At 68.0% G+C, this 25,978-nt stretch carries 14 protein-coding genes; 2 read left to right on the top strand and 12 right to left on the bottom strand.

Annotated features, from left to right (window positions below; translation table 11 throughout):
- Positions 1 to 12: 12 nt before the first annotated feature.
- From recD to recC, 3 genes are read right to left on the bottom strand one after another with little or no spacing between them, the layout of a single operon-like run.
- The gene (gene recD / locus KF907_RS08855; protein ID WP_291219842.1) at positions 13 to 1,845 is read right to left on the bottom strand and encodes an exodeoxyribonuclease V subunit alpha; all 1,833 of its coding nucleotides are present in this window, start codon (positions 1,843 to 1,845) and stop codon (positions 13 to 15) included.
- On the bottom strand, positions 1,842 to 5,441 hold the full coding sequence (gene recB / locus KF907_RS08850; protein WP_291219841.1) for an exodeoxyribonuclease V subunit beta: 3,600 nt from the start codon (positions 5,439 to 5,441) through the stop codon (positions 1,842 to 1,844). Before recB ends, recD begins: the two co-directional genes overlap by 4 nt.
- Complete coding sequence (recC, locus tag KF907_RS08845; protein WP_291219840.1) at positions 5,438 to 8,698, bottom strand: exodeoxyribonuclease V subunit gamma; 3,261 nt, start codon at positions 8,696 to 8,698, stop codon at positions 5,438 to 5,440. The genes recB and recC overlap by 4 nt, the downstream gene beginning before the upstream one ends.
- Positions 8,699 to 8,846: 148 nt before the next feature.
- Here recC and KF907_RS08840 point away from each other — a divergent pair, with 148 nt between their 5' ends.
- Entirely contained in the window at positions 8,847 to 9,176 is a 330-nt protein-coding gene (locus KF907_RS08840) for a hypothetical protein (protein WP_291219839.1), read from the top strand.
- 87 nt (positions 9,177 to 9,263) lie between these two features.
- Here the strand turns inward: KF907_RS08840 and sucD are convergent, their stop codons facing one another.
- The 3 genes from sucD to KF907_RS08825 all read right to left on the bottom strand — a co-directional run bounded on the left by sucD (position 9,264) and on the right by KF907_RS08825 (position 13,431).
- The gene (gene sucD, locus KF907_RS08835) at positions 9,264 to 10,136 is read right to left on the bottom strand and encodes a succinate--CoA ligase subunit alpha (protein ID WP_291219838.1); all 873 of its coding nucleotides are present in this window, start codon (positions 10,134 to 10,136) and stop codon (positions 9,264 to 9,266) included.
- A gap of 14 nt (positions 10,137 to 10,150) precedes the next feature.
- Positions 10,151 to 11,317, bottom strand: coding sequence for an ADP-forming succinate--CoA ligase subunit beta (sucC, locus tag KF907_RS08830; RefSeq protein WP_291219837.1), 1,167 nt, complete (start codon positions 11,315 to 11,317; stop codon positions 10,151 to 10,153).
- Between the two features lie 419 nt (positions 11,318 to 11,736).
- Positions 11,737 to 13,431, bottom strand: a complete 1,695-nt coding sequence (locus KF907_RS08825) for a M64 family metallopeptidase (protein ID WP_291219836.1) — start codon at positions 13,429 to 13,431, stop codon at positions 11,737 to 11,739.
- Positions 13,432 to 13,638: 207 nt separating this feature from the next.
- Between KF907_RS08825 and KF907_RS08820 the strand changes: the two genes are divergently transcribed.
- Entirely contained in the window at positions 13,639 to 15,273 is a 1,635-nt protein-coding gene (locus tag KF907_RS08820; protein ID WP_291219835.1) for a sensor histidine kinase, read from the top strand.
- 112 nt (positions 15,274 to 15,385) lie between these two features.
- On the opposite strand, the gene pip is transcribed toward KF907_RS08820, so the two are convergent.
- The 6 genes from pip to KF907_RS08790 all read right to left on the bottom strand — a co-directional run bounded on the left by pip (position 15,386) and on the right by KF907_RS08790 (position 25,914).
- On the bottom strand, positions 15,386 to 16,351 hold the full coding sequence (gene pip / locus KF907_RS08815; protein ID WP_291219834.1) for a prolyl aminopeptidase: 966 nt from the start codon (positions 16,349 to 16,351) through the stop codon (positions 15,386 to 15,388).
- Between the two features lie 502 nt (positions 16,352 to 16,853).
- Positions 16,854 to 19,748, bottom strand: a complete 2,895-nt coding sequence (locus KF907_RS08810; RefSeq protein WP_291219833.1) for a TonB-dependent receptor plug domain-containing protein — start codon at positions 19,746 to 19,748, stop codon at positions 16,854 to 16,856.
- Positions 19,749 to 20,170: 422 nt separating this feature from the next.
- Entirely contained in the window at positions 20,171 to 21,529 is a 1,359-nt protein-coding gene (gene murD / locus KF907_RS08805; RefSeq protein WP_291219832.1) for a UDP-N-acetylmuramoyl-L-alanine--D-glutamate ligase, read from the bottom strand.
- A 1-nt stretch (position 21,530) separates the two neighbouring features.
- A complete protein-coding gene (murL, locus tag KF907_RS08800) occupies positions 21,531 to 22,865 on the bottom strand; it encodes a UDP-N-acetyl-alpha-D-muramoyl-L-alanyl-L-glutamate epimerase (RefSeq protein ID WP_291219831.1) in 1,335 nt (444 codons plus the stop codon).
- Positions 22,862 to 25,483 (bottom strand): bifunctional aspartate kinase/diaminopimelate decarboxylase, encoded by a 2,622-nt coding sequence (locus KF907_RS08795; protein ID WP_291219830.1) that lies wholly within the window; start codon positions 25,481 to 25,483, stop codon positions 22,862 to 22,864. Before KF907_RS08795 ends, murL begins: the two co-directional genes overlap by 4 nt.
- Before the next feature lie 14 nt (positions 25,484 to 25,497).
- Complete coding sequence (locus tag KF907_RS08790; protein ID WP_291219829.1) at positions 25,498 to 25,914, bottom strand: antitoxin; 417 nt, start codon at positions 25,912 to 25,914, stop codon at positions 25,498 to 25,500.
- Positions 25,915 to 25,978: the final 64 nt, after the last annotated feature.

Raw genomic sequence — 25,978 nt, 5'->3', positions numbered from 1 at the left:
CTGAAGGCGCTCCTACAGGGCTGCTGTTGTAGGAACGCCTTCAGGCGCGATGCCCGGCTCATCAAACGCCAATCCATTGAACCTCTCGACCTGCCGCGCCAGCGCGGCGGCGATCACCTCGCGCGTGCCTTCGACGACGAGGCGACGCTTCGCGCGGCTGGCGGCGGTGTACAGCCACTCGCGCGTGAGCAGCGGGTGTGGTTTGGACGGAAGCACGAGGTCGACGGTGTCGAACTCCGAGCCCTGCGCCTTGTGCACGGTCATCGCGTACGCACTCTCGAAGGCCGGCAACTGCGCCGGCAGGCAGGCGCGTGGAGCGCCGTCGCCGTGGTCGAACCATGCGCGCAGCGGGGCGTCTGGGGTTTCGCCGAGCACGATGCCGACGTCGCCGTTGTGGAGGCCGAGCGCGGGATCGTTGCTGGTGACGAGGATCGGTCGCCCGGCGTACAGCGCGCCTCGTGCCTGCGGTCCGTGCATGGCAGTCTCGACGGCGAGGTTGAGGCCGGCCACGCCGGCCGGGCCTTCGCGCAGCGCGCACAGCAGGCGGAAGCGACCGAGCGCGGCCAGCGCCTCGGCCGGCGAACGCGCGGCGGTCAGCTCGGCATGCGCGGCGCGCAGCGCGGCGATGCCGGCCGGGGTATCGAAGCGGCGCGGCGCGGCATGCCAGACGATGTCGTCGCTGCCTTCGAGCGCGGCGAATACCTGTTCGGTGTCGCCGAGGCGGATTGCGCGCACGAGGCGCGCGATGCCGGAATCGCCGCCGAAACGACGCGGCCGTTCGAGGCGCACGATGCCGTCGGCGAGTGACGTGCGCGCCGTGTCGACGGCGACGTGTTCGCCACTCGCCTGCGCGATCCATGCGGCGGTCTGCGGCGAGAACCCGTTGTCGCGATTGCACGCGGCGAGGGTCGCCAGCACGGCGCCGTTCTCGACCGCCGGCAACTGGTCGGGGTCGCCGATGAGGATCAGGCGCGCCGTCTGCGGCAGCGCGCGCAGCAGTTTGGCCATCAGCGGCAGATCGACCATCGAGCCTTCGTCGACCACGAGCACGTCGAGGTCGAGCGGGTGATCGCGCCCACGCCGAGGATCGACCGCCTGCGGATGGAAGCCGAGCAGGCGATGCAGGGTCGAGGCTTCGGTCGGCAGGTTTTTGCGCTCGGCTTCGTCTAGCGGCAGCGCGTCGAGGCCGGCGCGCACCGATTCGCCGAGGCGCTGCGCGGCCTTGCCGGTCGGTGCGGCCAGGGCGATGCGCAGCGGCGACGCGGCGAAGCGTTGCAGCAGCACGAGCACGCGCAGCACGGTGAAGGTCTTGCCGGTCCCCGGACCGCCGCAGATCACGCCGAGCGGCGAACGCAAGGCCAGCACAGCGGCGACGCGCTGCCAGTCCGTGCCCTCGTCGCCACCCGGCGGCAGCAGACGGTCGAGTTCGACACGCACGCGCGCCGCGTCGGGCAACGCGGCCGCAACTCCGGCGCGTGCGCGCAGGTCGCGTTCGATCTCACGCTCGTAGCGCCAGTAGCGGCGCAGCCAGGCGCGGCCATTCTCGACAACGAGCGGCGTGTGCGTGTCCGCGCCGGTGCCGATGAAGGCGACGCGCGGCGCATCGTCGCCAAGCAGGTCGATCACGCGTGCGGCTTCGTCGGCATCGGCGAAGAGCAAGTCGGCCTGCGCGCGCAGCAGGCCGGCGTCGAGGCCACTGTGGCCCTGCCCGACCGCCCAGCTCGCCAGCGCACCGAGCAGCAGCGCATCGACGGCGGCCTCGGGCCAGGCCGAATGCAGCGAACGCGCCAGCGCGACGTCGAGGGCAGTGAGGCCGCCTTCGCGGCAGCGGTCGAAGCCGATCATGCCGCACCTCCCACGCACCAGGCGTCGATGGCGTCGATCAGTACACGCGGCGGCAGATCGACATGGATGCCATGACCCTCGCCGCTGCCGAGTCCGCGCACGAACAGGTAGATCGCACCGCCGATATGGGTGTCGTACGCGTAATCGCTGCCGAGGCGCGCGCGCAGGAAGCGTTGCAGGGCGACCAGATAGATCAGGTACTGCAGGTCGTAGTCGTGCGCGCGGACGGCAGTCGCCAGTCGCGCCGGCGCGTAGTCGGCGGCGGTCGCACCGAGCAGGTTGGTCTTGTAGTCGACCACGTAGTAGCGGCCGTTCCGGCGCAGCACGAGGTCGATGAAGCCGGTCATCAGTCCGGCGACCTCGTGGCGCCGGCGCGCCAGTTCACCCGGCGCGCGCGCATACTGCGCATGGCCGGCGAGGATCACGTCGAGCGCACCGAGGCGCGCGCCCGGCAGCGGGAACAGGAACTCGAGTTCGCTGATCGTCTCGCCCGTGGCGAGTTCGGCGAGGGTGAACGGTGGCTCGCCCGGCAGCGGTGTCGTCACCGTCGCACGGGTCATCGCCGCGATCGTGCGCACCTCGCCGGCATCGTGGCCGTGGTCGCGCGCGATGCGCGCGAGCTCGGCGTGCACGCCAGATGCGGCCAGTTCGGCAAACGGCACTTTCTCGAGGATCTCGTGCACGCAGTCGCCGAAGGCGGCGCCGCGCGGCCACAGCGGGATCGGCGCGGCATCGCCGACCTGCGTATCGGCAACCATGGCCGGTGCATCGACGCGCTCGCCCTCGTCGTGGTCGGCCACCGGCGCATGCACGCTGCCGCCGAACAGGCGGCTGTAGCTGAGGGTTTCGTAGCGGCGCTCGATCCTGCCGTGGAACAGCGGGCGTTCGAGATGCACGACCTCTCCCGGCAACGGCGCGTCGTCGATCACGGGGGCGCCCGGCTCAAGCGGCATGATCGCGATCGTGTCACCCGAGTCTGCGGCGAGTTCCGCCAGCGCGGTGTCGATGTGCGCCACATCAATGTCGGCCAGATCCTGGGGCGCGGTCATTGCCGCGTCGCGCAGCAGCAGCCAGGCAAGCGGCCCGACCAGGGTGGACTGCGACTTGCACGTACCCGTCTTGACCCAGGCCCAGGCCGTGTACGCCGCATGGCGCGCGCGGGTCAGCGCGACATAGACCAGGCGCAGGCTTTCGGCGAATTGTTCCTCGCGCTGGGCGAGCGCGTGCCTGCGCCACTCGGGGCCACCGACGTCGACGCGCAGGCCGTCGTTGTCGTGCCAGGACACCGGCGCACCGGGCACGTCGCCGGGCTCAACCCAGCGCGTGTGTGCAAGGAACGGCGCGAACACGATGTCGAACTGCAAGCCCTTGCTGCGATGGATGGTCAGCACCTGCACGCTGCCGGCGTCGTCGGCCGGACGCAGGGCTTCGGCCGCACCCTGGCCGCGATTCTCGCCGGCATCGCGACGACGCTGGGCCAGCCAGCGCTGCATCTCCCCGGGCGATTCGCGTTGCGAAGAAGCGTGCTGCAAGGCCTCGGCGAGATGCAGGTAGTTGGTCACGCGGCGGCGCCCGTCCCAGCGTGACAACAGGCGCGGAGCGGCCTGCTGGATCGCGTCGGCGAGCGCGGCGAACGGCCCGGCCTCATTCCAGCGCTGGCGCAGGCTGCCGATACGCGCGAGCTGGCGCTCCCAGGCATCAAGGTCGCTGCGCGCGGCGAGCAGGCCAGCGAGGTTTTCGCCGAGCAGTTCGGTGGCCAGCGCCGCGCGCGCGGCGCCGGCATCGCCCGGCGCGGCCAATGCCGCCAGCACGCGCGCCACGTCCTCGGCCTCGTCGCTTCGATAGACACTGCGGTCACTCAGGTAGTCGCAGGCGATGTTCCATTGGGCGAGCGTCGCCGCGGTTTCGGCCGCCTGCCTGTTGGTGTTGACCAGCACGGCGATCGACGGCTTCATGCCGTCCGCGCTGGCTTCGGCCAGGCGGCGCTTGATCTCGCGTGCGGTCTCGGCGAGCACGCGGGTGGTGAAGTCGTCGGAGTTCCATGGCTTCGCGCCAGCCTTGGGATCGACGACATCGGGCAGGCGCCATACGACCAGTGGCGTTGCAGCTTCGGTTGGCTTGGCCGCGCGCTGTCGGGTCGGCGGATAACGGGCCGGCTCGAAACCGATGAAGTCGTGCAGGAAGGCATCCCCGGTGTGCCCGAATACGGCATTGACCGCATCGACGAGGCGCGCATCGGAACGCCAGTTGTCGACGAGCGTGTGCGCGCAGGCATTCTGCGCGGCATGGCGATAGCTGAACACATCGCCGCCGCGGAAGCGGTAGATCGCCTGCTTGGGATCGCCGATCAGGAACATCGCGCCGTCGTCGCTCGCGCGATGGATGCAGCGCAGGATCGCGTACTGCGTGGCATCGGTGTCCTGGAACTCGTCGACCAGCAGCGCCGGCAGGCGTTTTGCGATGACCCGTGCGAGGGCATCGCCATGCGCACCGCGCAGGCGCTCGTGCAGCACGCCGATGAGGTCGTCGAAACCGTAGCGACGCAGGCGTTCACGGCGTGCGGCAAGACCGCCACGCACGAAGGCCAGCGCGTCGGTGATGAACAGCGCACGGCGCGCGAGGCGCGCCTGGTCGGCGGCGTCGAGCAGGCTTTGGACGATTGCGGCCACTTCGGCGAGAACACCGTCGGGCTCCCATCCCTTGCAGGTTGCGCTGAGCGCGGCGGCACGGATGAGTTCGAGGTGCAGCGGACGCAGGGACTTGACATCCACCGGGACCGCACTGATGGCTTCCGCGCAGGCGGCCAAGGCCTCGGCGTGGTAGAGGCCGCCACGGCGGATCGACACGCGCTTGTCCTTCGCCGCATCGCGCAGTTCGGCGATGGCGCCCGCGGCCCGGCCATCGGCGACGCAGGCCAGCCATTGCACCAACGCCGCCTCGCCGGCATGTGTTGCCTGGTCGAGCCAGCCACGCGCATCGACGGGATCGATCGCAGCGGCTTCGAGCGCGAGCGCGCCCGAACTCGCCAGTGCCGCGGCCAGCTTATCGGGATCACACCACCGTTCGGCAGCCTCACGCGCGGCTTCGCCATCGGCGGCGATGACGTTGAGGCGCCAGTAGTCGCGCACCAGTTCCTGCACGGCTTCGCCGTTCGTGTCGGCATCGAGTTCGATGAACGGCAGGCCGCTCTCGAACGCGTTCTCGGCCAGCAGTTGCCGGCAGAAGCCGTGGATCGTGGCGACGAAGGCCTCGTCGAAGCCGGTCAGCGCGGCTTCCAGGCGCTCGACTGCGATTCGCTCGCGCTCGCCACCGTCGCGGTGCGCGGCGAGCACGCTTTCGAGCGCGGCATCGTCCGATTTGCCGGTGCGCAGGCTGTGCAGGGCATCGTCGATGCGCTCGCGCAGGCGTCGGCGCAGTTCGCGTGTGGCTGCGTCGGTGAAGGTGACGACGGCGATGCCGCGCAGGCCGGTGATGCGTTCGAGCAGCAGGCGCAGGTAGAGCAAGGCGATCGTGAAGGTCTTGCCGGTGCCGGCACTGGCTTCGATCAGGTGCAGGCCGCGCAACGGCAGGCTGGCGGCGTCGAGCGGCGTGCTCACGGCTTCACCTCGCGGCAGGCGGCGTGCAGCGGCACGTAGATCGCACTCGCGCGCGCCTCGAAATCGTCGCCGAGCGGCGCTTCACCGTCGCGCGTGAACAGCGCGTTGAGCGGTTCGTCGCTGTCGCCACGGTGGTACTCGTTCCCCTCCCAGGCCTTCAGCGCCTGCGTCTGTGGTACGGCCTGGCCGGCGCGCACCACGGCCTTCGCCCAGGCATCAGCCGCATTGCGGAACACCGGCACCGGCCAGCGCCGGCCATCGAGGAAAGCCCCGACCACGGCGGCAAGCCAGGCTGCTTCGTCGGCAAGTGCGCCGAGTTCGACGTGTTCAAGCGCATGCTTGTCGAGACCGATCGCGCGCGCCGGCAGGTCGGCTGCTTCGGCACCGAGCAGGATGCGTTCGAGCGCCAGCCGGGCGAGATCGAGGCCACGGATGCGCCCGGCGCGACGCAGCAACAGCGCGCGCCGCATATCACCCTCGACGAGCAGGCGCGGCGTGCCGGCAAGATGCCGCGAAGTGCCGGCGATGGCGACGTTGCGGCGTCCGGCATCGAGCGGCCGCACGCCGTCGCCAAGCCAGTCGCGCGTCACCGCATCGATCGTCGCCGCGCTCTCGGCCAGCGCCTGCCATCGCGCATCGCCGACCGGGCCAAGCGGGAAACGGCCTTCGCGCCGCGCGCGTTGCAGGTCGGGGCGGCTATCGCCCGCATCGAGCAGGCGCGTGCCGAGTGCATAGCGCTCGAGGCCATCGAGGTCGAAGGGTTCGCTGTCATCAAGCGCTTCGTCGACGTCGATGCGCAGCGGCAATGCGCGACCGAACCACGCGCCGACCGGCGCGCGCAACCAAGCCAGCAGGTCGTCGAGTTCGATCGTCGCCGGGTCGTCGACGGGCGGCGCAAGTGCCCGTGCATCGGCCGCGAATGCGCGCGGTGCCTGCAATGGCTTCAGCAGTGCCTCGGCGGCGGCACACCATGCGGCGTCGTAACTGCGCAGCTTCGTGTCGCCACCGAAGTACGCCGGATCGAAAGGGTGCAGGCGATGACGGAAGCGCAGGCGCGGTTCGACCTCCTTCCAGGCGTCGCCGTGTGCGTCGCGCAGGAAGCCAAACAGTTCCTCGACCAGCGGCGATGGTGGGTTGGCATCTCCGCTCTTCGCGTCGCGATCGACATGGCTGAGATAGAACACGTCGCGCGCGGCGACCAGGGCTTCGAGGAACAGGAAACGGTCGTCCTCACGCACGCTGCGGTCGCCGCGGCGCGGATGCCGTCGCATCAGATGGAAACCCGGCGCCGGCTGCCGACGCGGGAATACGCCGGCGTCGAGGCCGAGCACGCAAACCACGCGATGCGGCACGTTGCGCATCGGCACCATGCCGCAGAAGGTGATGCCGAAGCGGCCGGCACGCGTCGCCCCCGGTTCGGTGAGGGTCGCCTCGAGTACTGCACGCACCACTTCGAACGGCAGGCGCTCGCCATCGAGCCAGGGTTCGGCCGCGGCGGCGAAGTCGCTGATCGCCTCGCGCAGGGCACGCACCGCCCAGAGTTCGGCCGCATCGACCGGCTCGGTGTCAAACAGGGTATCCAGGCGCGCGCCGAGCCAGGTCTTCCAGTCATCGGCCGTGCGCGGCGTGGCGAAACCTTCGCGCGTCTGCACGAGCGCATCGACGAAGCGCGCGAGTTCGCCGAGCGCCTGCGCATCGGCACCCTCGACATTGGCCACCGGCGCGATACCGGCGACCAGCGCGCCTGCGTCGCCGAGCGCATGGCCGAGCAGCAGGCGATCGAAACCGAAGCGCCAGGTGTTCTCGTCGATCGCCGCCGCACCGACCGACTCGCGGAACGCTGCGTCGAGTCCCCAGCGCACCGCCGCCTGTTCGAGCCAGGTCGCAATCCAAGACAGGCCATTCGCGTCGATGCGACAACGCCGCGCGATCGCCGGCTCGGCAAGCAGGCCGAGCACATCACTCACGGCAAAACGGCTGTCGCCAAGCGCAAGCACGCGCAGGAAGGCATCGATCAGTGGATGCACGCGGCTCAGCGCGACATCGCTGATGCGGTACGGCAGTGCCAGCACCTCGTCGGCGCTGCCGAACACGGCGTCGATATAGGGCACGTAGGCATCGATCTGCGGCGACATGACCAGGATGTCATGCGGCAACAGGTCGGAACGCTGTTCGATCATCGCCAGCAGGCGATCGCGCAGCACCTCGACCTCGCGCCGGCGATCCGGGCAGCCGTGCAATTCGATCGACAGCAGCGCTTCTGACGGCGGCGGATCATGCTCCGGATCGAGCAGCAGGATGCCCTTCTGCAGCCAACCGAGAAGGTGTGACGAGTCTGGCGGGACGAAGGCATCGTCGTCGTGGACGACCAGTTCAGGCGCATGGATCTCCTTCAGGTATTCGCGCCCGAGCACGCCCCACGAGGCGAGCAGCGGATGGCCGGCCTCGGCATGGGCGAGGCTTTCGCGACGACGGTGTGTCTTCCACAGACCTTGCAGGCGCTCACGGTCGGAGACGATGTCGCCCCAGTAGTCGAGGCAGGGATTCGGCTGGTAGAAGCGCAGCGGCAAGCGCGTCGACAGGGCGAGGAAGAACTCGAGCAGCAGCGGCGGCAGGAAAGCCGCGCCGAACACGGCGGCATGGCGCGGCAGCGTGTCCGGCAGCGGTGCCGGATCGTGCAGGCGTGCGACCGCCCGCGCCATCAGCGTCGCGCGATCGGGCTCCTCGGTGGTTGCGACGAGATGACGCCACAACTCAGCCTGCCAGGCTTCGTGTTCGTCGTCGACGATGCTGTCTCCGCGTGACCACGCCGCCAGCCATTCCGGTCGCGCAACCATGTATTCGTCGTAGCTGCGCGCAAGCTGCACGGCGAGGTCGTGGCGCCGGCGTGCGTCGCCGCCATCGCCGAGATAGCGGCGCACCGCGCCGAAGCGCGGCTGCCGCGCCAACTGCGGCAGGGCCGCGTGGATGCGCCAGACCAGCGCTTCGCGCGAGAACGCCGACTCCTTCGGCAGGTCGCCGAGCGTGTCGCGCAGGATGTTCCAGGCGAACGACGACGGCAGCGGGAACTCGATGTTGGCGGCGATGCCGAGGCGTCGCGCGATGCGCTCCTGCAGCCAGCGACCCAGCGCCGGATGGGCGACGACGATGACCTGCGCACGCAGCGGATCGGCGTCGAGGCGCTCGAGCTCGTCGTCGATGAGGCGATCGGCGAGAACCTCGAGCCGATTGCCGTGGATGAAGGTGGCGACCTGCATGCGACCGCGCGAATGCCTGCTGAACGTCGAAGGCTCGAGTCTGCCATGCGCCGGGCGTGGCCGCGCGCGGCGGATCGGGGTTTTCGTCCCCGTACCGCGTATTGGCTCGGCCAGGAGATTTTCCTGCGATGTCCTCGCGAGGTCCCGCATGTTCCGCAGCTTGAAGATCGGCCTTTTCGCCCTCGCCTGCCTTGCCGCCCCGACGGCGATGGCGGTGCCAAAGTATTTCATCGTCGGCGACCTCGACGACCCGCGCTGCCAGTTCGCGACGATCGCCCAGGCCCTGCAGGCGGCCCTGGCCAACGGGCCGGGGCTCGACTACGTGATGGTCGCCAACAATGCCACCCATGCGAACCAGGCCTTGCCGGCGGCGGCAACCACGCGGCGCGCGGCAGCGGAAAAGCGGCCGGCTTCGCCCTCACGCTCAATCCCGACACGCACATCCACGCCAACACCGCGGCGAGCAGCGGCGGCCTGAACCTGTGGGGCACCTGCGAAGCCGGTGCGTGGGAGAACGACCAGTTGTTTGCGAATGGGGTGGATTGAGGGGGCGCTTTTTGCCCCGTTATTTCATCTTCTTCGCCAACGTCTTGCCGAGGTCCGCCGGGGACTTGACCGTGGTGACACCGGCCTTCTCCAGTGCCGCAAACTTGGCCGCGGCGGTGCCCTTGCCGCCGGAGATGATCGCGCCGGCATGGCCCATGCGCTTGCCGGCCGGGGCCGAAGCGCCGGCGATGAAGGCGACGACCGGCTTGGTCACGTGTTCGGCGATGAACTCGGCGGCTTCCTCCTCGGCGCTGCCGCCGATCTCGCCGACCATGATGATGCCTTCGGTCTGCGGATCGTCCTGGAACAGCTTGAGGCAGTCGATGAAGTTGAGGCCATTGATCGGATCGCCGCCGATGCCGATGCAGGTCGACTGACCGAGGCCCTCGTTGGTGGTCTGGAACACCGCCTCGTAGGTCAGCGTGCCGGAGCGCGAGACGATGCCGACCTTGCCGGGCCGGTGGATGTGGCCCGGCATGATGCCGATCTTGCACTCGCCCGGCGTGATCACGCCCGGGCAGTTCGGGCCGACGAGGACGACGTCGGGATGCGACTTCAGCACGTTCTTCACGCGCAGCATGTCGAGCACCGGGATGCCTTCGGTGATCGCGACGATGACCTTGATGCCGGCGTCGGCCGCTTCGAGGATCGCGTCGGCAGCGAACGGCGGTGGCACGAAGATCATCGAGGCATCGGCACCGGTTTCGGCGACCGCATCGGCGACGGTGTCGAACACCGGCAGTTCGATATGCGTGGTGCCGCCCTTGCCGGGCGTCACGCCGCCGACCAGTTTCGTGCCGTAGTCGAGTGCCTGGGTCGAGTGGAAGGTGCCCTGCTGGCCGGTGAAGCCCTGGGTGATGACCTTGGTGTTCTTGTTGATCAAAACGCTCATGTGGGTTCCTTCGCTCAGGCGGCTTTGACGGCGGCAACCGCCTTCTGCGCGGCGTCGTTGAGGTCGACGGCGGGGGTGATCTTGAGGCCGGAATTGGCGAGAAGTTCGCGGCCCTTCTCGACGTTGGTGCCTTCGAGGCGCGCGATCACCGGAATCGTCAGGCCGACTTCCTTGACCGCGGCGATGATGCCTTCGGCGATGAGGTCGCAGCGCACGATGCCACCGAAGATGTTGACCAGGATCGCCTCGACCTTGTCCGAGGACAGGATCAGCTTGAAAGCCTCGGTCACGCGCTCCTTGGTGGCGCCACCGCCGACATCGAGGAAGTTTGCCGGCTCGGCGCCGTGCAGCTTGATCACGTCCATCGTCGCCATGGCGAGGCCGGCGCCGTTGACCATGCAGCCGATGTTGCCGTCCATGGTCACGTAGTTGAGGTTGTTCTTCACCGCGGCCGCTTCGGCCGGGTCTTCCTGCGACTCGTCGCGCATGGCGGCGAGCTTCGGATGGCGGAACTCGGCGTTGTCGTCGGAATTGATCTTGCCGTCGAGCGCCATCAGGTCGCCGCCGGCGACGACGGCGAGCGGGTTCAGTTCGACCAGGGCGAGATCCTTGTCGTTGAACAGCTTGTACAGGCCCAGCATGATCTTGGTCAGCTGGCCGGCCTGCTTCGCGTTGAGGCCCATGTCGAAGGCGAGGCGACGCGCGTGGTACGGCTGCACGCCTTCGACGAAATCGACCTCGAGGGTGTGGATCTTCTCGGGCGTTTCGTTGGCGACCTGCTCGATGTCGACGCCGCCGGCGGCAGAGGCGATGAACGAGACGGTCTTGCTGCCGCGGTCGACCAGCACCGACATGTACAGCTCGCTGACGATGTCGGTGGCGTCGGTGACCAGCACCAGATTCACCGGCAGGGCGCGCCCGGCCGACTGGTAGGTCTCCATGTTCTTGCCAAGCATGCCGGCCGCGGCCGTGCGCACCTCGTCGATCGTCTTGCAGAACTTGACGCCGCCGGCCTTGCCGCGCCCGCCCGCGTGGATCTGCGCCTTGACCATCCACGGTCCGTTGCCGAGCGACTGGGCGACGGCGACGGCCTCGTCAGCGGTACTGGCGACCTTGCCGGGCGGCACCGGGATGCCGTACTCGGCGAACAGCTCCTTGGCCTGATATTCGTGGAAGTTCATGCATGCACCTTGGCTGAGGTTGCGCAGGCCATCCACGCGACAGCGGCGTGGACGGGACAGGGGGCGGGGGACTGCCGAAAGGGGCGGTCCGCAGAAAAATCGACGGCTATTTTCAGCAATCCGTGCTGCGAATGCAAAAAGGGGGCGAGGCAGGCCGAACGGGCCGCGTCGCGGCCGCGAGGTTCGCCGCCTGAACCTGGCCAGCGCGGCCGGATACCGGTACGGCAGGCCACGGTCATCGGCTCGTCAGAACCGGCTGACACGCCAACGGGCGGATGAGGCAGCCTTGATTGCTGCCTCGCACAAGAAACTCGCGCTGCGTGCGGTCGCGCCGGGTGACGAACTGGGGCACGGCCCATCTGCGTTCGCGCAAGACGGTCCGCCTTTGTGGAATTGATCAGAGCCTCCCCTGCCGGCCTCTATTCAAACCCGTGCTTGAACAACAGGTCGTTGCTGATCTGGATCGTCCAGGTACGCACATGCGTGGTCAGGCCATCGGCCATCTCAGCGTTGACGAACGGCGTGGTGTCGATCGCGCGCAGTTCGAGCGTGCGCACGGCCGGAGTCGGCACGGCCTGGCTGAACACGTGCGATTCGCCGGTCGCACCGGCGATCGGCACGCCGTCGAGGTACCACTGCAGGCTGACCGTGCCGATCACAGGACGCAGGATCGTCGCCGAGAATGTGCGTGGCGTGCCGGTGGGAACGATCACCGGCGTGGCCGGCGACGGCGACTCGGTGCCGGGTTCGATCAGATCGATGCCGGCAGCCGGCGTGCCGAAGCCGCCGCGATAGAGGAACTTCACGTATTCCTGCCGGCAGACGTTGCAGAAGGTCGAGCCGAGCACGCGCATCAGGCAACTGTTGCTGGTCGGCCGGTACATGCCGCCGACGAGATAGCGCGCGCCTTCGAACAGGCCGGTGCCCGGCGTGCCGGCCGGCGTCGGGATGGCGATGCCCGGGGTGAACCAGCTGCGCCATTTGACCAGCGTTGCATCGTTCTGGTTGGTCACGTTCGCCTCGCAGGTCTGCGGCGTACCGAGGTCGCTGCAGGCCGGGAAACCCGGATACGGCGTCGTGTACTCGTCGGCGAGCTTGTGGAAGCTGTGGCCGTACTCATGGATGGCAACCAGCGGTGCCTGAGCGTGCGCCGATACGGTCGCGTAGCTGCCGCCTGAGCCGCCATACACCGGGTCGTTGACGGTGACGAGGAGCTTGTCCCAGTTCGGATACGCGGCGGCGGCGGCGAACACCTTGGCGCTGCTCACCGTCAGCAGGCGATGGATCTGGTTCGTGCAGAAACGACCGTCGAGCGCGGTATCGACGAACTGGCCGGCCAGCGGATCGCCCTGTGCGGCACTATCGGCGCAACACGAAGTCGTCACGCAGCCGGCCAGATACAGCGGGTGGTCGGCGCCGGACTGCGCCGAGGCGATGAAACCGCTGCGCCAGTTCACGAAGTTCGCGTATTCCTTGTACGGCGTCACGTTGAACATCGACGCTTCCAGCGCAGCCACATGCGTGTTGAACAGCGCCTCCTGGCCGCTGGTGTAGCCATCGCCGAGCACGAGGATGTCGACACGATTGGCCGGGCTGCCGCCGGCACCGGCCAGCGACGACGGTGCCTCGATCCGTGCCTGTGCGCCGCCGGCCAGCGGCAGGCGCGCGGCATCCGCGGCCAATGCGGCCAGGTCGAATCGCTGCATGCCCGCGGTGGTCTCGAACTCGACGACCTCGGCCTCGGCCACCGGCACGCGCAGCACGAAGGCCGGATCCGGATCGGGCGACAGCTGGCCATCGATCTCGCCGTGGCCACTGTCGATGTCATGCGCAAACTCGGCGCGCAACACGCGCGACACCTCGACCTCACGCCGCGCGCCGCGCTGACCATCCTTGAGTGCGTGCCAATTCAAGCGGTTGCCGAGGTGATCAGGCAGCGACAGCGCGACCGCGGTCGAGGCATCGTCCGCCAGTTCCACCGTGGCATGGAAGCGCGGCTCGATGCGACCCTGCGCATCGAAGCCGAATACGACGTAATGGGCGGGTACCGCCCAGGCCGGGCCGGTAGCGAGCGCACCGGCGAGCACCGCCTTGCGCAACATCATTGTTCTCATGGCGCCCTCCCCCTGACGACAAGATTGGAGCATATCGCATCCCGTCGGCGTGGCTTTGGCGATTGCACCGACCGACCTATACTCGCGCAACGGGGGACTGTTCCGACTGGATCCGTATCGCGACCTGGATCGCTCCGCAGTGCATGGCCTGTGCGAGCCGCCCAAGCAACGGCCGGGACCAGTTCGTGATTCCCTGGGGAGAACACCTTGGCTGACAAGCAACTACTCCGCCCACCCAGTGATTCCGGCGATCTGACCCGGCGCGAACTGTATTTCTTCAACCTCTATCGCGTGCTCGAGGCGGTGGTCTATGGCGGCCTCGTGTTCAGTTCGCTGGCCTTCGACTGGATCAAGGTCAGCCACCCCCTGCTCGGCCGCGGTGTTGCGGTGGCCTATCTCGCCCTCGCCCTGGTCCTGCTGATCTCGACCGACCGCATGCGCCGTCGCATCGGCGCGAGCATCGGCTTCGCCCTGACCATCGACATCGTCGCCGCATCGGCCGTGTTGATGGCGCTGACCGGCGGGCATGCTGCCATTCCGGTCATGCTGTTGGTCAACGTCGGCGTCGGCGCCCTGCTCCTGCCGTTCCGCCAGTCGATCCTGCTCGCCGTGCTCGCCGCGATCGGCATCATCGCGCCGGCATTGTTCCCGCTCGGCGTTGCCAGCGAGCGCAGCATCCTCGAAGCCTTGCTGTTCGGCGTCGCCTACCTCGCCGTTGCCGGTCTGTGTGCCCACCTCGGCCGGCAGATGCGCGAAACCGAAGCGCTGGCCGAAAAACGCGGTGTTGACCTGTTCAACCTCGAACAGGTCAACGACCTCATCATCCGGCGCATGAAGACCGGCGTCATCCTCGTCGACGATGCCAACAACATCCTGACCATCAACGAATCGGCCTGGCACCTGATCGGCAACCCGTCGCCGAACCAGCGCGACCTCGGCGCCGTCGCACCCGAACTGTCGCGTCGCCTCTACCATTGGCGCCATTCCGGTCGCATCGACCAGACGCCGATCGCGCTGGCCATCGACGTGCCCGAAGTCATCCCGCGCTTCTCGCGCATGACCGCCAACGATGACGCCCACGTATTGATCTTCCTGGACGACACCTCGCTGCTGTCGCGGCGTGCCGAGGAAATGACCCTGAGCTCGCTTGGTCGCCTGTCGGCCTCGATCGCCCACGAGATCCGCAACCCGCTGGCGGCGATCCGCTACTCGGCGCAACTGCTCGCCGAGTCGGAGAACCTGCACGAGGAAGACCGCCGCCTGGTCGACATCGTCAACAACCACTGCACGCGCGCCAACGAGGTCGTCGAGAACATCCTGCAGTTGTCACGACGCGAGCGCTCGCGGCCGGAGAGCATCGACGTCAACGCCTGGGCACTGGCCTTCGTCGAGGAATACAAGCAGGCCAACGATCTCGGCCAGGATCATTTGCGCGCGATCACGCAGAACCGCCGCGTCGAGGCGATGGTCGATCCGCAACACCTGCACCAGGTCGTGTGGAACCTCGTGCAGAACGCGATCCGCTATGGCCGCGAGCCCGGCGCTGCCGCACGCGTCGTTGTCGTCGCCCGCCTCGCCACCGACAAGGGGCCGCCAATGCTCGAAGTCGTCGACCGAGGCCCCGGCATCCCGCAGAAGGTTGCCGCGCAGATATTCGATCCGTTCTTCACCACCAGCGAATACGGCACCGGTCTCGGCCTCTACCTCGCCAAGCAGATGTGCGAGTCGAGCCAGGCCTCCCTCGAATACGTACCCGTCGCAGGCGGCGGTGCCTGCTTCCGCATCACTCTCTCGCCGGTCGCCTCGCTGGCCGCGCCGACGCCGAAGCCGGCGACGCGGTAGGGCTGTCGAGCCCCTTGCAGGAGCCCCTTCGGGGGCGATGCATTTCCCACCACGCATCAGGCCACACAGAATCGCCCGTAAACGGGCGCGTACGGAAGCATGGCCGGGAAGCTCAACGAAACCGGTCGGTCGCCTCGATCAACTCGTGCGTGATGCCGGCCTCGAAGGCTGAATGGCCGGCATCGGTGACGATGCGCAGATCCGCCTCCGGCCAGGCGCGATGCAGGTCCCAGGCGCTGCGCATCGGGCAGACCACGTCGTAGCGCCCCTGCACGATGACCGCGGGAATGTCGCGGATGCGGCCAACGTCACGCAACAACTGACCGTCGCACTCGAAGAAGCCGGCGTTGACGAAGTAGTGACATTCGATGCGCGCGAAGGCGAGCGCGAACGCATCCTCGGCAGCGCCGGCGATGTGCGTGGTGTCGGGAAACAGGAAACTCGTCGAACCTTCCCACACCGACCACGCGCGGGCCGCGGCGAGGCGTACAGCCGGATCGGTGCTGGTCAGGCGGCGATGGTAGGCGCTCATGAGGTCGCCTCGCTCCGCCTCGGGAATTGCCGCGAGATAGGCCTCCCAGGCATCGGGGTAGAGCGCGTCGCAGCCACGCTGGTAGAACCATTCCAGTTCCCAGCGTCGCAGCATGAAGATGCCACGCAGGACGAGTTCGCTGACGCGCTGCGGGTGGCGTTCGGCATAGGCCAGCGCGAGCGTCGAGCCCCAGGAACCGCCGAACACCTGCCAGCGCTCGATGCCGAGGTGTACACGCAGGGTTTCGATGTCGGCGACCAGGTGCCAGGTCGTGTTGTCGGCGAGTTCCGCATGGGGCGTCGAGCGCCCGCAGCCGCGCTGATCGAACAGCACGATGCGGTAGTGCGCCGGATCGAAAAAGCGCCGCGCCTTCGCGTTGCAGCCCGCGCCCGGACCGCCATGCAGGAACACCACCGGCTTGCCGCGCGGATTGCCGCATTGCTCGTAGTAGATGCGGTGCAGGGGCGACACCTGGAGATGGCCGCTATCGAACGGTTCGATCTCGGGATAGAAGCTGCGGCGGGTCGAGGAAGGGTTCGTATGCATGCCGGGGTTCCAGAGCAGCGCTGGGCGCGACGAGCGTCTCAGGTGGGACAAATCCTACATATACCCTGACGCGCCTCGCACGGGAACCTTGCTCCGAACGCGAATGTGCATGTCGTCCACGGGTCGGCAGGCGCGCTCCGTCCGGTCGGATCGCCACCGAAACCGCTCTCGCGGAATCAGGGCATCGTCGGCACGGATGAAGCCACGTCGGGGATCGGACAGGGCAATCCTGACGAGATCGTAGGACCTGGGGAAGCGGAGAATCTCACCACAGGACGATGGGTCTGCCGACACCCGCATCCGCGAATCCACTCCGTCACCGCGGCCGCCATGGGAATGCCTCCCTGCCTTGGAGCGAGTCATGGGTTGCAGAGCGTGGCGCAGCAAACCGTCGTTCCCGCCTTCGTCCGAGCGCAAAAAAAGAGGCCCCGCGAGGGGCCTCCAAAGCTTGATGCGGGAACCGTCCCCTGCCCGGATGGGCGGGGACGGCGGGTTGTGCCGATCAGAAGCGCTGGGTGTACTTCGCGTAGTAGAAGCGACCGATGTCGAAGCCGCCGTAGTACGGGAACTGGCTGCTCGGGCTGGTGAACATGATCGGGCCATAGTGCTCACCGACGTTGTTCGCACCGATCGCGAACGTGCCATCCCACGGTGCACGCCAGCGGAACTGGACGTCGTGGAAGGTGTTCGCACCAACGTTGCGACGGTTCGTGATCGAGCCATCGACGTTGACATGACCCGGCTCATCGCACAGCGGGCCACCAGCGCCGCCGTTGACGTCACGCACGCACGTCTCCCACGAGCGCGAGTAGTAGCGGGTCGTCCACGAAGCACCGAACGAACCCAGCGACCAGTCGATGTTGAGGTTCGAGCGCGTGCGGTACACGCCGGTCTGGCCAACATAACCATAGACGAAGGTCTCGGGATCGTTGTCCGCCTTGGCGTCGTACTTGCTCGTGTAGGTCGTGTTCCAGCTGATCTGGAAACGGCCGAACGAGAACTCCGGCAGGCGGTAGTTGACGCTCAGGTCGTAGCCTTCCGTCTCGGCGAAGCCCTTGTTGGTCAGGCCCGAACGCATCGAGGTGATGACGTGCAGGACCGGATCACGCACGATCGACGAGCAACGCGACGCGATGTTGTAGACATAGCAATCGGTGAGCACATCGCCGAAGGAGTCGCTGGCGATGACGTTGTCGATGCGCACCTTCCACCAGTCGAGAGCGATGTCGAAGCCTTCGAGGTAGCTCGGGCTGTAGACGAAACCGAGCGTCTTGGTCTTCGCCTTCTCCGGGGTCAGATCCGGGTTCGAGCTGGCCGAGAGGAACTGGAACGGCGTCTGGCACGGATACGCCGTACACGGCACGAGACCCTGGCCGAGCTGCACGTAGGTTGCCGGAACGCCCGCCGCCGTACACGGTGCGGAACCCGCAACGTTGCCCGGGCCCTGCGAGCCGCAGGGATCGATGTAGTAGGCGAACGTGCCGTTGACGCCGGCATAGAGGTCACCGACCGTCGGCGCGCGGAAGCCGTCGGCATAGGTGCCACGGATCATCAGCTCCTCGAACGGACGCCACTTCAGGCCGAACTTGTTGTTGACCGTGTCGCCGAAGTTGCTGTAGTCCGAGTAGCGGCTGGCGACGTTGATGGTCAGCTCGTGTGCGAACGGCACTTCCTTGAGCAGCGGCACTTCGATTTCGACATAGGCTTCGTCGAGGTCGAAACCACCACGCGTCGGCGTGGCCGGCAGGCCGGTGTAGTCGCCGTTGACGGCGAGCGGATCCGGGATGAAGGTGCCGTGTTCACGGCTGTGCTCGACGCCCACAGCAATGCCGAGTTCGCCGGCGGGCAGCGAGAACAGCGAGCCGGCGAGGTTCGCCGCATAGCTCGTGTAGTTCACGCGGCCCGTGTCATGCGTCTCCGGGAACAGGAACGCCTGCAGGAGCGGGTCGGACAGCGAGCCAAGACCCGGCTCACCGAACGGCAGCAGCGGGTTCCAGGGCACGCACTCGCCACTGGCCGGGTTCGAGCCGAGCGGGAGCGGATTGCTCGGCGTGCCGCACTGGGCCTGGCCGAGCGCGTTGATGAACGACGGGCCGAGCGCCAGTTCCATGGCGGAAACACTGGCGTCGCCGAAGCCGCGCTTCAGAACCTTGTTGCGGTTGAGCGTGGCGCCGGCATCCCACGACCATTCCTTGCCGAACAGCTCGAAGTAGCCTTCGAAGCCCGTGGTGACACGGTAGGTGTCGAGATCGCTGGCGGTCGTGCGCGGCACTTCCCACAGGCGGCGGCGGAACTGGACGTTGCCCGCGGTCGGGTTGAACACGCTGTCGGCCGACAGCGGCGTACCGAACGCGAGCGACTGGTACGGATAGCCCGCGACCTGCTGCAGCGTGGTGCGCTCGTTGTACATGACGTCGGCGCGGAACTTGACGTTGTCGAACACGTCGTACTGGCCGGAGACGAAGACCGAGCGGCGCTCGATGCCGGTCTGGTTCATCATCTGCAGGTTGCTGTTGGCGTTGTCGGTGGCGACGTGCGGGCGATAGCTCGACACGAGCAGCGGATCCTGGCCACGAATCAGCGTACACCAGGTGTTGGCGCCATTCGCACCGCAGGGACCGAACCACGAACCGTTCATGCTGACCGGGCTCCAGCCCGATCCCGGGAAATCCGGACCGGCGTTGCCGTAGGCGCTGAACTCACGGTCCTTCGCCCAGACCGGCTCTTCCTTCAGGTACTGCACGCTCATCGTCACCGAGCCGCGCTCGCTCGTGCTGCCGATGGTGAAGTCATAGACCTGGCGGTCGCCGTCGTCCTGGTCGTACTGGCCGACGTAGAAGTTCGCTTCGGCACCTTCGAAACGTGAACGCGTGATGACGTTGACGACGGCCGCGATCGCGTCGGAGCCGTACACCGACGAGGCGCCGTCGGTCAGGATTTCGATGCGCTCGATCACCGAAGTCGGAATCTGGCCAAGGTCCTGCAGGCCGTCGGTGGTGCGGCCGAGGCGCTTGCCGTCGACGAGGACGAGCGTACGGTTCGGGCCGAGGTTGCGGATGTCGATGTAGTAGCCGCCGACGTTCTCACCCGAGGCGAGGACCTGGGAGCGGCTGATGGCGGGCGAACCGGCCGACGGCAGGTTCTGCAGGATGTCGGCAACCGAGGTGAAGCCCTGGTTCTCGATCTGGGCGCGATCGATGACCATCACCGGCTGGGCGGTCTCGATATCGGCGCGACGAATGCGCGAACCCGTGACCACGATGGTTTCGAGCTTCTCGCTGGAACCATCCTCGCCTTGCGCGAAGACCGGTGCAGCGGGCAGGCCCACGGCGACGGCGGCACCCGCGTACAACGCGAAACGCACTGCCTTGGTAAGGTCGTTGTTGATCAAACTCATTTGAAGAGTCTCCCACGTTGATGTTGTGTCACAGCGCCCTGACAGTTTCGCTACCTCGACATGTCATTGCTGCTACCCGGAGCAACCACACTCGAACAGTCAACCCAAAAAAGCAGAGGTACCGGGATCGTACCAACAAATCCCGACGATGTGAACAATGCGTTAAGGATGCTCTGGTCAATCCCGGACGGGATTGACCAGAGCATCCCAAGGCAATTTCCGGCGCACGTCGGCCGGGGGTTGTCTCCACGCGGCGAGGCGAACCGCCCCCTCCCGGAAGCCCCCGCGCCGCCCGGCTTCACTCGCGATGAGGCTGATGCGGTTCAGCTCCGCGGTCTGGCCGTGCGAGGAACTGGCCAGGTGCGCCTCCCCTGCCCGACGAGGGGCGCCGGCCACGACTTCCGCGCGGCGGACCGACGCGTTCAGTGGATGCCCAGCCCCTCGATCTGCCCGATCCATCGCGGGTCGAAACCGCCAGCCACGGCGAAGGCGGCCCCGCGTTCGGCGTAGTCGCCGAACTGGTCGAAGCTCGGTGCACCGGGCGAGAGCAGGATGGCCGCACCGGGCCGGGCGAGCTCGCGCGCGCGCACGATCGCTGCGGCCAGCGTCGCTTCCCCGTGCACGTTCGGCACGCCGGCGCGATGCAGTTCGTGGACGATGCGCGCGCGGTTGGCGCCGTTGGCAATGACGGCCTGCGGCGCATGGTCGCGCAAGGCGGTGGCAAAGGCCGACCAGTCGAGGCCGCGGTCGTAGCCGCCGACGAGCAGGACGACGGCCTTTCCGGTCAGGCTGCGCAAGGCTTCGAGGGTGGCCGCCGGCGTGGTCGCGATGCTGTCATCGATCCAGTCCACGCCATCGCGCGCGCCGAGGTGCTGGAGGCGATGCGGCAACGGGCGGAACGTGGCCAGCGCCGGGGCCGCGGCGACGGCATCCTCGCCAACGGCGTCGAGCACCGTCAGCGCGGCACAGGCATTGAGCGCGTTGTGCGCACCGGGCACGGCCAGTCCGGCACGCGCGAACACCGTCTGCGTGCCGCACATCAGCGCGTCGGCGCCGACATGCCAGCCAGCGGCAGCACCGAACAACCGGCGGGCCGGATGTGTGGCGGTGCGTCGCACGAGTTCGTCGACGCAGGCGTTGACAACGAGGCATCCGGCCACGCCGACCAGCGCGAGCTTGTCGTCGACGTAGCGGTCACGGTCGCCATGCCAGTCGAGGTGCTCCTCGACGAGGCTGGTGACAACGGCAAGCTCGACGTGCGGTACCTCGCGGGTCTGGAAACTCGACAGTTCGATGACCCACCAGTCGGGCACTTGCGCCGGATCGAGCAGGTCGAGCAAGGGCAGGCCGATGTTGCCGGCCAGGGCCACGCGCCGGCCGCGCGCGCGCAGCAGGTGGGCGATCAGTGCGCTGGTCGTGCTCTTGCCCTTGGTACCGGTCACGGCGATCACGCGTGCCTGCGGGTGCTCGGCGAACCACAGCGCCGTGCCCGAGGTGAAGCGGGTGCCGTTGCGCCGCGCCTCGATCAGTTCGGGCCGGTAGGCGCTGATGCCGGGCGACTTGATGACGACATCGAAGGCGGACAGATCGGCGACGCTCGGCGGCGCGCCGATGACACGCACTGCGCCGTCGTGTGCAGCCGCGGCGGCTTCCTGCGCCGTGCAGAACACACTCGGCACCAGCGTCGGCACACGCGCGCGCAAAGCAGCAAGTGCGGCACGGCCTTCGCGACCCAAGCCCCAGATGGCCACGCGCAGTCCGGCAAGTTCGGCCAGGCGCATGTCAGGCCAGCCCGAGCACGGCGCGCAGTGCCGACGGAACGTGGTGCGGCCCTTGCGCTTCGAGCAACGCATCCAGCGTCGGCGCCTCTGCCAGTTGTGGCGCGATCTCGCGCGCATAGCGTTCGACCAGCACATCCTCGCGCCACTCGGCCAGGCGGGCAAGTGCACCGAATGCGGCGCGCGATTCCTGCCCCTCGCCGACGCATTCGAACGGCTTGTGGTCGCGGTACTCGACCAGCGCATCGAAGCCCGGCGCGAGCGCCTCGTCATCGAGCAGGTTGCGCCCGAAGATCGCCAGCAGGCGTGGCTTCGGCATGAACGGCGCGAGTGCGAGGAACACGAAATGGCATTTCGGGCACTGCCCACACCAGCGGTCGGCCGGTTTCGGCCCGAGGATGCGGAAGTTGCGGTTGCAGCTCGAGAACACGTCGTCGTAGCGCGTTTCGCGGGCGAAGCGCGCGGCCACGGCCAGTTCGGACCAAGGCCGCAGCAACGAGCAGTAGTCGAGATCGCGCGCGACCTGCGCATGCAGCAGCGCGCGGAAGCCGTCCTCGAAGCGCCAGCCCTTGCTCCATTGATGATTGACTTCGCGACCGCCGGCTTCGAGAGTCGCGCTCGAGGCCGAGCGCTCGTTGGAAAACGCGATCGCGTCGAAGCCGTACAGCAGGGCGGCGACGACGAGGATCGCCGAGTTGATCGCGGTGACCGGGATATGGCCGTTCCACGCGCCGAGGCGGTTGTAGTCGAACAGCACCGGTGAGATCGAGCGCGCGATGTTCAGTGTCGGCAGGCCGGTGCGCGCCGCGCAGGCTTCGATCAGCGGCGAATTGCCGACCCACACCGTCGTCGCCGGCTCGCCGGCCGCCTTCAGCAGCTCGATGCTGACCAGCGAATCCTTGCCGCCGCCGATCGGCACCAGGGTGCGTCGCGGCAGGCCGAGTGCGGGCGCCGGTGCCGCTGCTGACTCGGCGATTGGAAAACGGATGCGGCCGTCGAGATCGAGGCCGTTCTGCCAGGCAAACTCGCCGAGGCCATGCAGGTACAGCTCGTCGAGGAAGGCCGCGAGCGTCGCATCCGGCCTGCGCGTCTCGACTACGATCGACGCGGGCACGCCGGCCTTGTAGTAGCTGACACCGGCGATGAAATGCAGCAGGTCCAGCGCGGCCGCGAACGCCGCCGCGCGTTCCGGTGCGAGCACCGGCGCATCCGGAAACGTGATCGTCTCGATCAGTTCGGGACCGTCGTCGAAGGCATAGACCAGCTCGACCACACCGTCCACGTAGCCGCGGCGGACGAAGCGGAAGCACTGCGCCTGGCGTGGGTCAGGCAGGGTCATGGGAGCACCACCTCCACCGCCGGCTCGCGCAGGTTGTAGCGCGAGGCCATGACCGCGCCGTAGGCGCCGGCTTCGGCGACCAGCAGCACGTCGCCTTCGGCGCATTCGGGCAGCCGCCGGTGGCTGCCGAGGATGTCGCCGCTCTCGCAGATCGGGCCGACCACCTGCACCAGTTCCGTCGCCGGTTCGTCGAGATGGCTGAGATTGACGATCTCGTGCCAGGCCTCGTACAGCGCGGGACGGATCAGCGAGTTCATGCCGGCGTCGATGCCGACGTAGCGCACCTCACCTTTGCGCTTGCGCTGGGTGACACGGGCGAGCAGCACGCCGGCTTCAGCGACGAGATAGCGCCCCGGTTCCATCCACAGGCGGAACTGCGGATAGGCCTGCTTGACCTCGGCCAGCGCGGCGCCGAGCGCGGCGAGGTCGAGCGTTTCGTCGTCGGGTCGCGACGGCACGCCGAGGCCGCCGCCGAGATCGAGCACCTCGACCTTGTTGAATCGCTCAGCGAGGCTGGCGAGCTGCGCATACACGCCGCGCCAGTGCTGCGCATCGAGGATGCCCGAGCCGAGGTGTGCGTGCAGGCCGGTGATGCGCACGCCGTGCTCGCGCGCATGCGCGCGGAAGGTCTCGATTGCATCGAGCGCGACGCCGAACTTCGACTGTGCGCCACCCGTCTTGACCTTGTCGTGATGGCCACGTCCGGCGCCAAGGTCGACACGCAGGAAAATGTCGTGACCGGCGAAATCCTCGCCCCATTCGGCAATCGGATGCAGGGCGTCGAGAGTGACGCGCACGCCGGCGGCAAGCGCGGCGCGGTATTCGCCGCGCGGGGCGAAGTTGGGCGTGAACAGGATGCGGCCCGGCGCGAGCGTGGGCAGCGCCTTGCGCACCGCCTCGACTTCGTTCCACGACACGCACTCGAAGGCAAAGCCCTCGCCGTCGAGCGCGCGCAGGATATCGGCATGCGGATTGGCCTTCAGCGCGTAGTGCCAGCGGTCGACCGCGGCGATCGTCTTCAAGCCACGCGCCTGCGCGCGCACGGTGGCGAGGTCATATACGTAGCGTGGCGTTCCTTCGGCGGCCAGCGCGAGCAGGTCGGCACGTGCCGCGCGCCACCAGGCCGGACGCGGCGGCGCCGAGCCGCCACGCTCGATCTCGCGCCAGCTCGGGCCGAACACCTGCGCATCCTCGACGCGCATCGCGCCGGCGCGGATCAGCAGCGCATGCAGGCGTGGCACCAGCGCATCGACCAGCGCCTCGTCGACGACGAAGGTCAGGTTGAGGTTGTTCGACGACTGCGAGATCAGGTGCACGTCGAGCGCGCCGAACTCGGCAAGCACGGCCGAGAGCCGGTGCAGCATCGCGCGCATGCCACGGCCGACCAGGGTGATCGCCGCGCAAGGCGCGATCACCTTGACGCGACAGAACGGTTCGAGGTCGGCGCACAGGCGTGACAGCACGTCCGAAGTCAGCAGGTTGTCGGACGGATCGAGCGAGACGGTGACGTTGGTCTCGGCCGAGCCGATCAGGTCGACCGAAAGGCCATGGCGCCTGAACGCATCGAACACGTCGGCGAGGAAGCCGACCTGCTGCCACATGCTGATCGATTCCATCGACACCAGGGTGATGCCCTTGCGCGAGCTGATCGCTTTCACGCTGGGAGCGGTCTGTGCGGTCGACCACGCGATCGAGGTGCCCGGCAGTTGCGGTCGGTGGGTGTCCTTGATGACCAGCGGCACGCGCGCCTCGCGCAGCGGATGGATGCAGCGCGGATGCAGCACCTTGGCGCCGGTGGTGGCGATTTCCTGTGCCTCGGCGTAGTCGAGCGAGGACAGCAGCCGGGCCTCGGGCACCTGGCGCGGATTGGCGCTGAACATGCCGGGCACGTCGGTCCAGATCTCGACGACCTCGGCACCGAGCAACACGCCGAAGTACGCGGCCGAGGTATCCGAGCCGCCGCGGCCGAGGATCGCCGTCGCGCCATCCGCATCGCGCGCGATGAAACCCTGCGAGATGAACACGTCACCGCGTGCGGCAAGCGCCGACGACAGCGCCGGATCACGTTGTGTCGGCACCGAGGCCGACAGCCAGCGCGCCCAGTCGGTCTGGTTCGGCAGGGCCATGGCAACGAGATGCTCGCGCGCGTCGAGCCAGCGCGTGACCAGGCCGCTCGCATTGAGATGGAGTGCACCGAGCGTGCTCGACAGCAGTTCACCACAGGCCAGCACTTCGGCCTGCCAGGCGTAGGGCGCCTGCGCGCGGCGGGGATCGGCGACGAGTTGGGCCAGGCGCGCGAGCCAGCCGTCGAGCGCATTGCGCAACGGCAACTGCATGTCGGCATAGAGCGCATCATGTCGCGCAGCGATGCCGGCCAGGATCTCGCGACAGCGCGCGTCGACGGCATGCGCCTCGGTGATCGCCTTGAGCTGATCGGTGATGCCCGACAGCGCGGAGACGACAATCAGCACGCGCCGCCCGCGCGCGCGATGCGCCTCGGCGATGCGCGCGATGCTGTCCCAGCGCGCCCGCGTCGACACGCTGGTACCGCCGAACTTGACCACCACCCACGGCGCATCGGGCGGCAAGGTCGCGGGCGCGGGCGCGGGGCTGTTCATCGGCGCGGGAAGGCTCAAGAGACGGCCCCGCATTCTTCGATGCGACGCAGCAAAAGGCAATGCACGGAGCGACGCGACCGCAGGAGTCCGTTCACGGGCGATGCTTCCGCTTTGGAGGTTGCACACAAGGAGCATCGCCCCTGAAGGGGCTCCTGTGGGAATGCGATGCGGCGCTTGCGCATTTGTGGCGGCGCGCGCTCATTCACAACATCAGCCATGCCCGCATCGACGCCACCCGGCAGCGCATCCAGCCAGTCCCGGTCCGTGCCGATGGGTTCGAGCACCAGCGCCCCGCCCTCGCGGCGGATGCGCACCTCGTCCACGTCGAAACGAAACTCCTTGGGCAGCCGCACGGCCTGCGAACGACCGGACCGGAAGATCCTGGCGCAAGGCATGGTGGCGCCCGCTGCAATGAGATATGCCAAAGACATATCTCATTGTGCGGGCTGGCAAGCATGAGCAGGAATGCGCCTCCCCGGACACCTGGGGATACTC

It is taken from the genome of Dokdonella sp. (genome assembly GCF_019634775.1).
Classification (GTDB): Bacteria; Pseudomonadota; Gammaproteobacteria; order Xanthomonadales; family Rhodanobacteraceae; genus Dokdonella.
This window is presented reverse-complemented; position numbering and strand designations above follow the sequence as displayed.

Bases quoted from the DNA above. Each gene is read 5' to 3' on its own strand.
- sucC (WP_291219837.1), bottom strand. From the start codon at position 11,317: ATGAACTTCCACGAATATCAGGCCAAGGAGCTGTTCGCCGAGTACGGC.
- KF907_RS08790 (WP_291219829.1), bottom strand. From the start codon at position 25,914: ATGTCTTTGGCATATCTCATTGCAGCGGGCGCCACCATGCCTTGCGCC.
- pip (WP_291219834.1), bottom strand. From the start codon at position 16,351: ATGCATACGAACCCTTCCTCGACCCGCCGCAGCTTCTATCCCGAGATC.
- murL (WP_291219831.1), bottom strand. From the start codon at position 22,865: ATGACCCTGCCTGACCCACGCCAGGCGCAGTGCTTCCGCTTCGTCCGC.
- murD (WP_291219832.1), bottom strand. From the start codon at position 21,529: ATGCGCCTGGCCGAACTTGCCGGACTGCGCGTGGCCATCTGGGGCTTG.
- recC (WP_291219840.1), bottom strand. From the start codon at position 8,698: ATGCAGGTCGCCACCTTCATCCACGGCAATCGGCTCGAGGTTCTCGCC.
- sucD (WP_291219838.1), bottom strand. From the start codon at position 10,136: ATGAGCGTTTTGATCAACAAGAACACCAAGGTCATCACCCAGGGCTTC.
- KF907_RS08795 (WP_291219830.1), bottom strand. From the start codon at position 25,483: ATGAACAGCCCCGCGCCCGCGCCCGCGACCTTGCCGCCCGATGCGCCG.
- recD (WP_291219842.1), bottom strand. From the start codon at position 1,845: ATGATCGGCTTCGACCGCTGCCGCGAAGGCGGCCTCACTGCCCTCGAC.
- KF907_RS08810 (WP_291219833.1), bottom strand. From the start codon at position 19,748: ATGAGTTTGATCAACAACGACCTTACCAAGGCAGTGCGTTTCGCGTTG.
- KF907_RS08825 (WP_291219836.1), bottom strand. From the start codon at position 13,431: ATGAGAACAATGATGTTGCGCAAGGCGGTGCTCGCCGGTGCGCTCGCT.
- KF907_RS08840 (WP_291219839.1), top strand. From the start codon at position 8,847: ATGTTCCGCAGCTTGAAGATCGGCCTTTTCGCCCTCGCCTGCCTTGCC.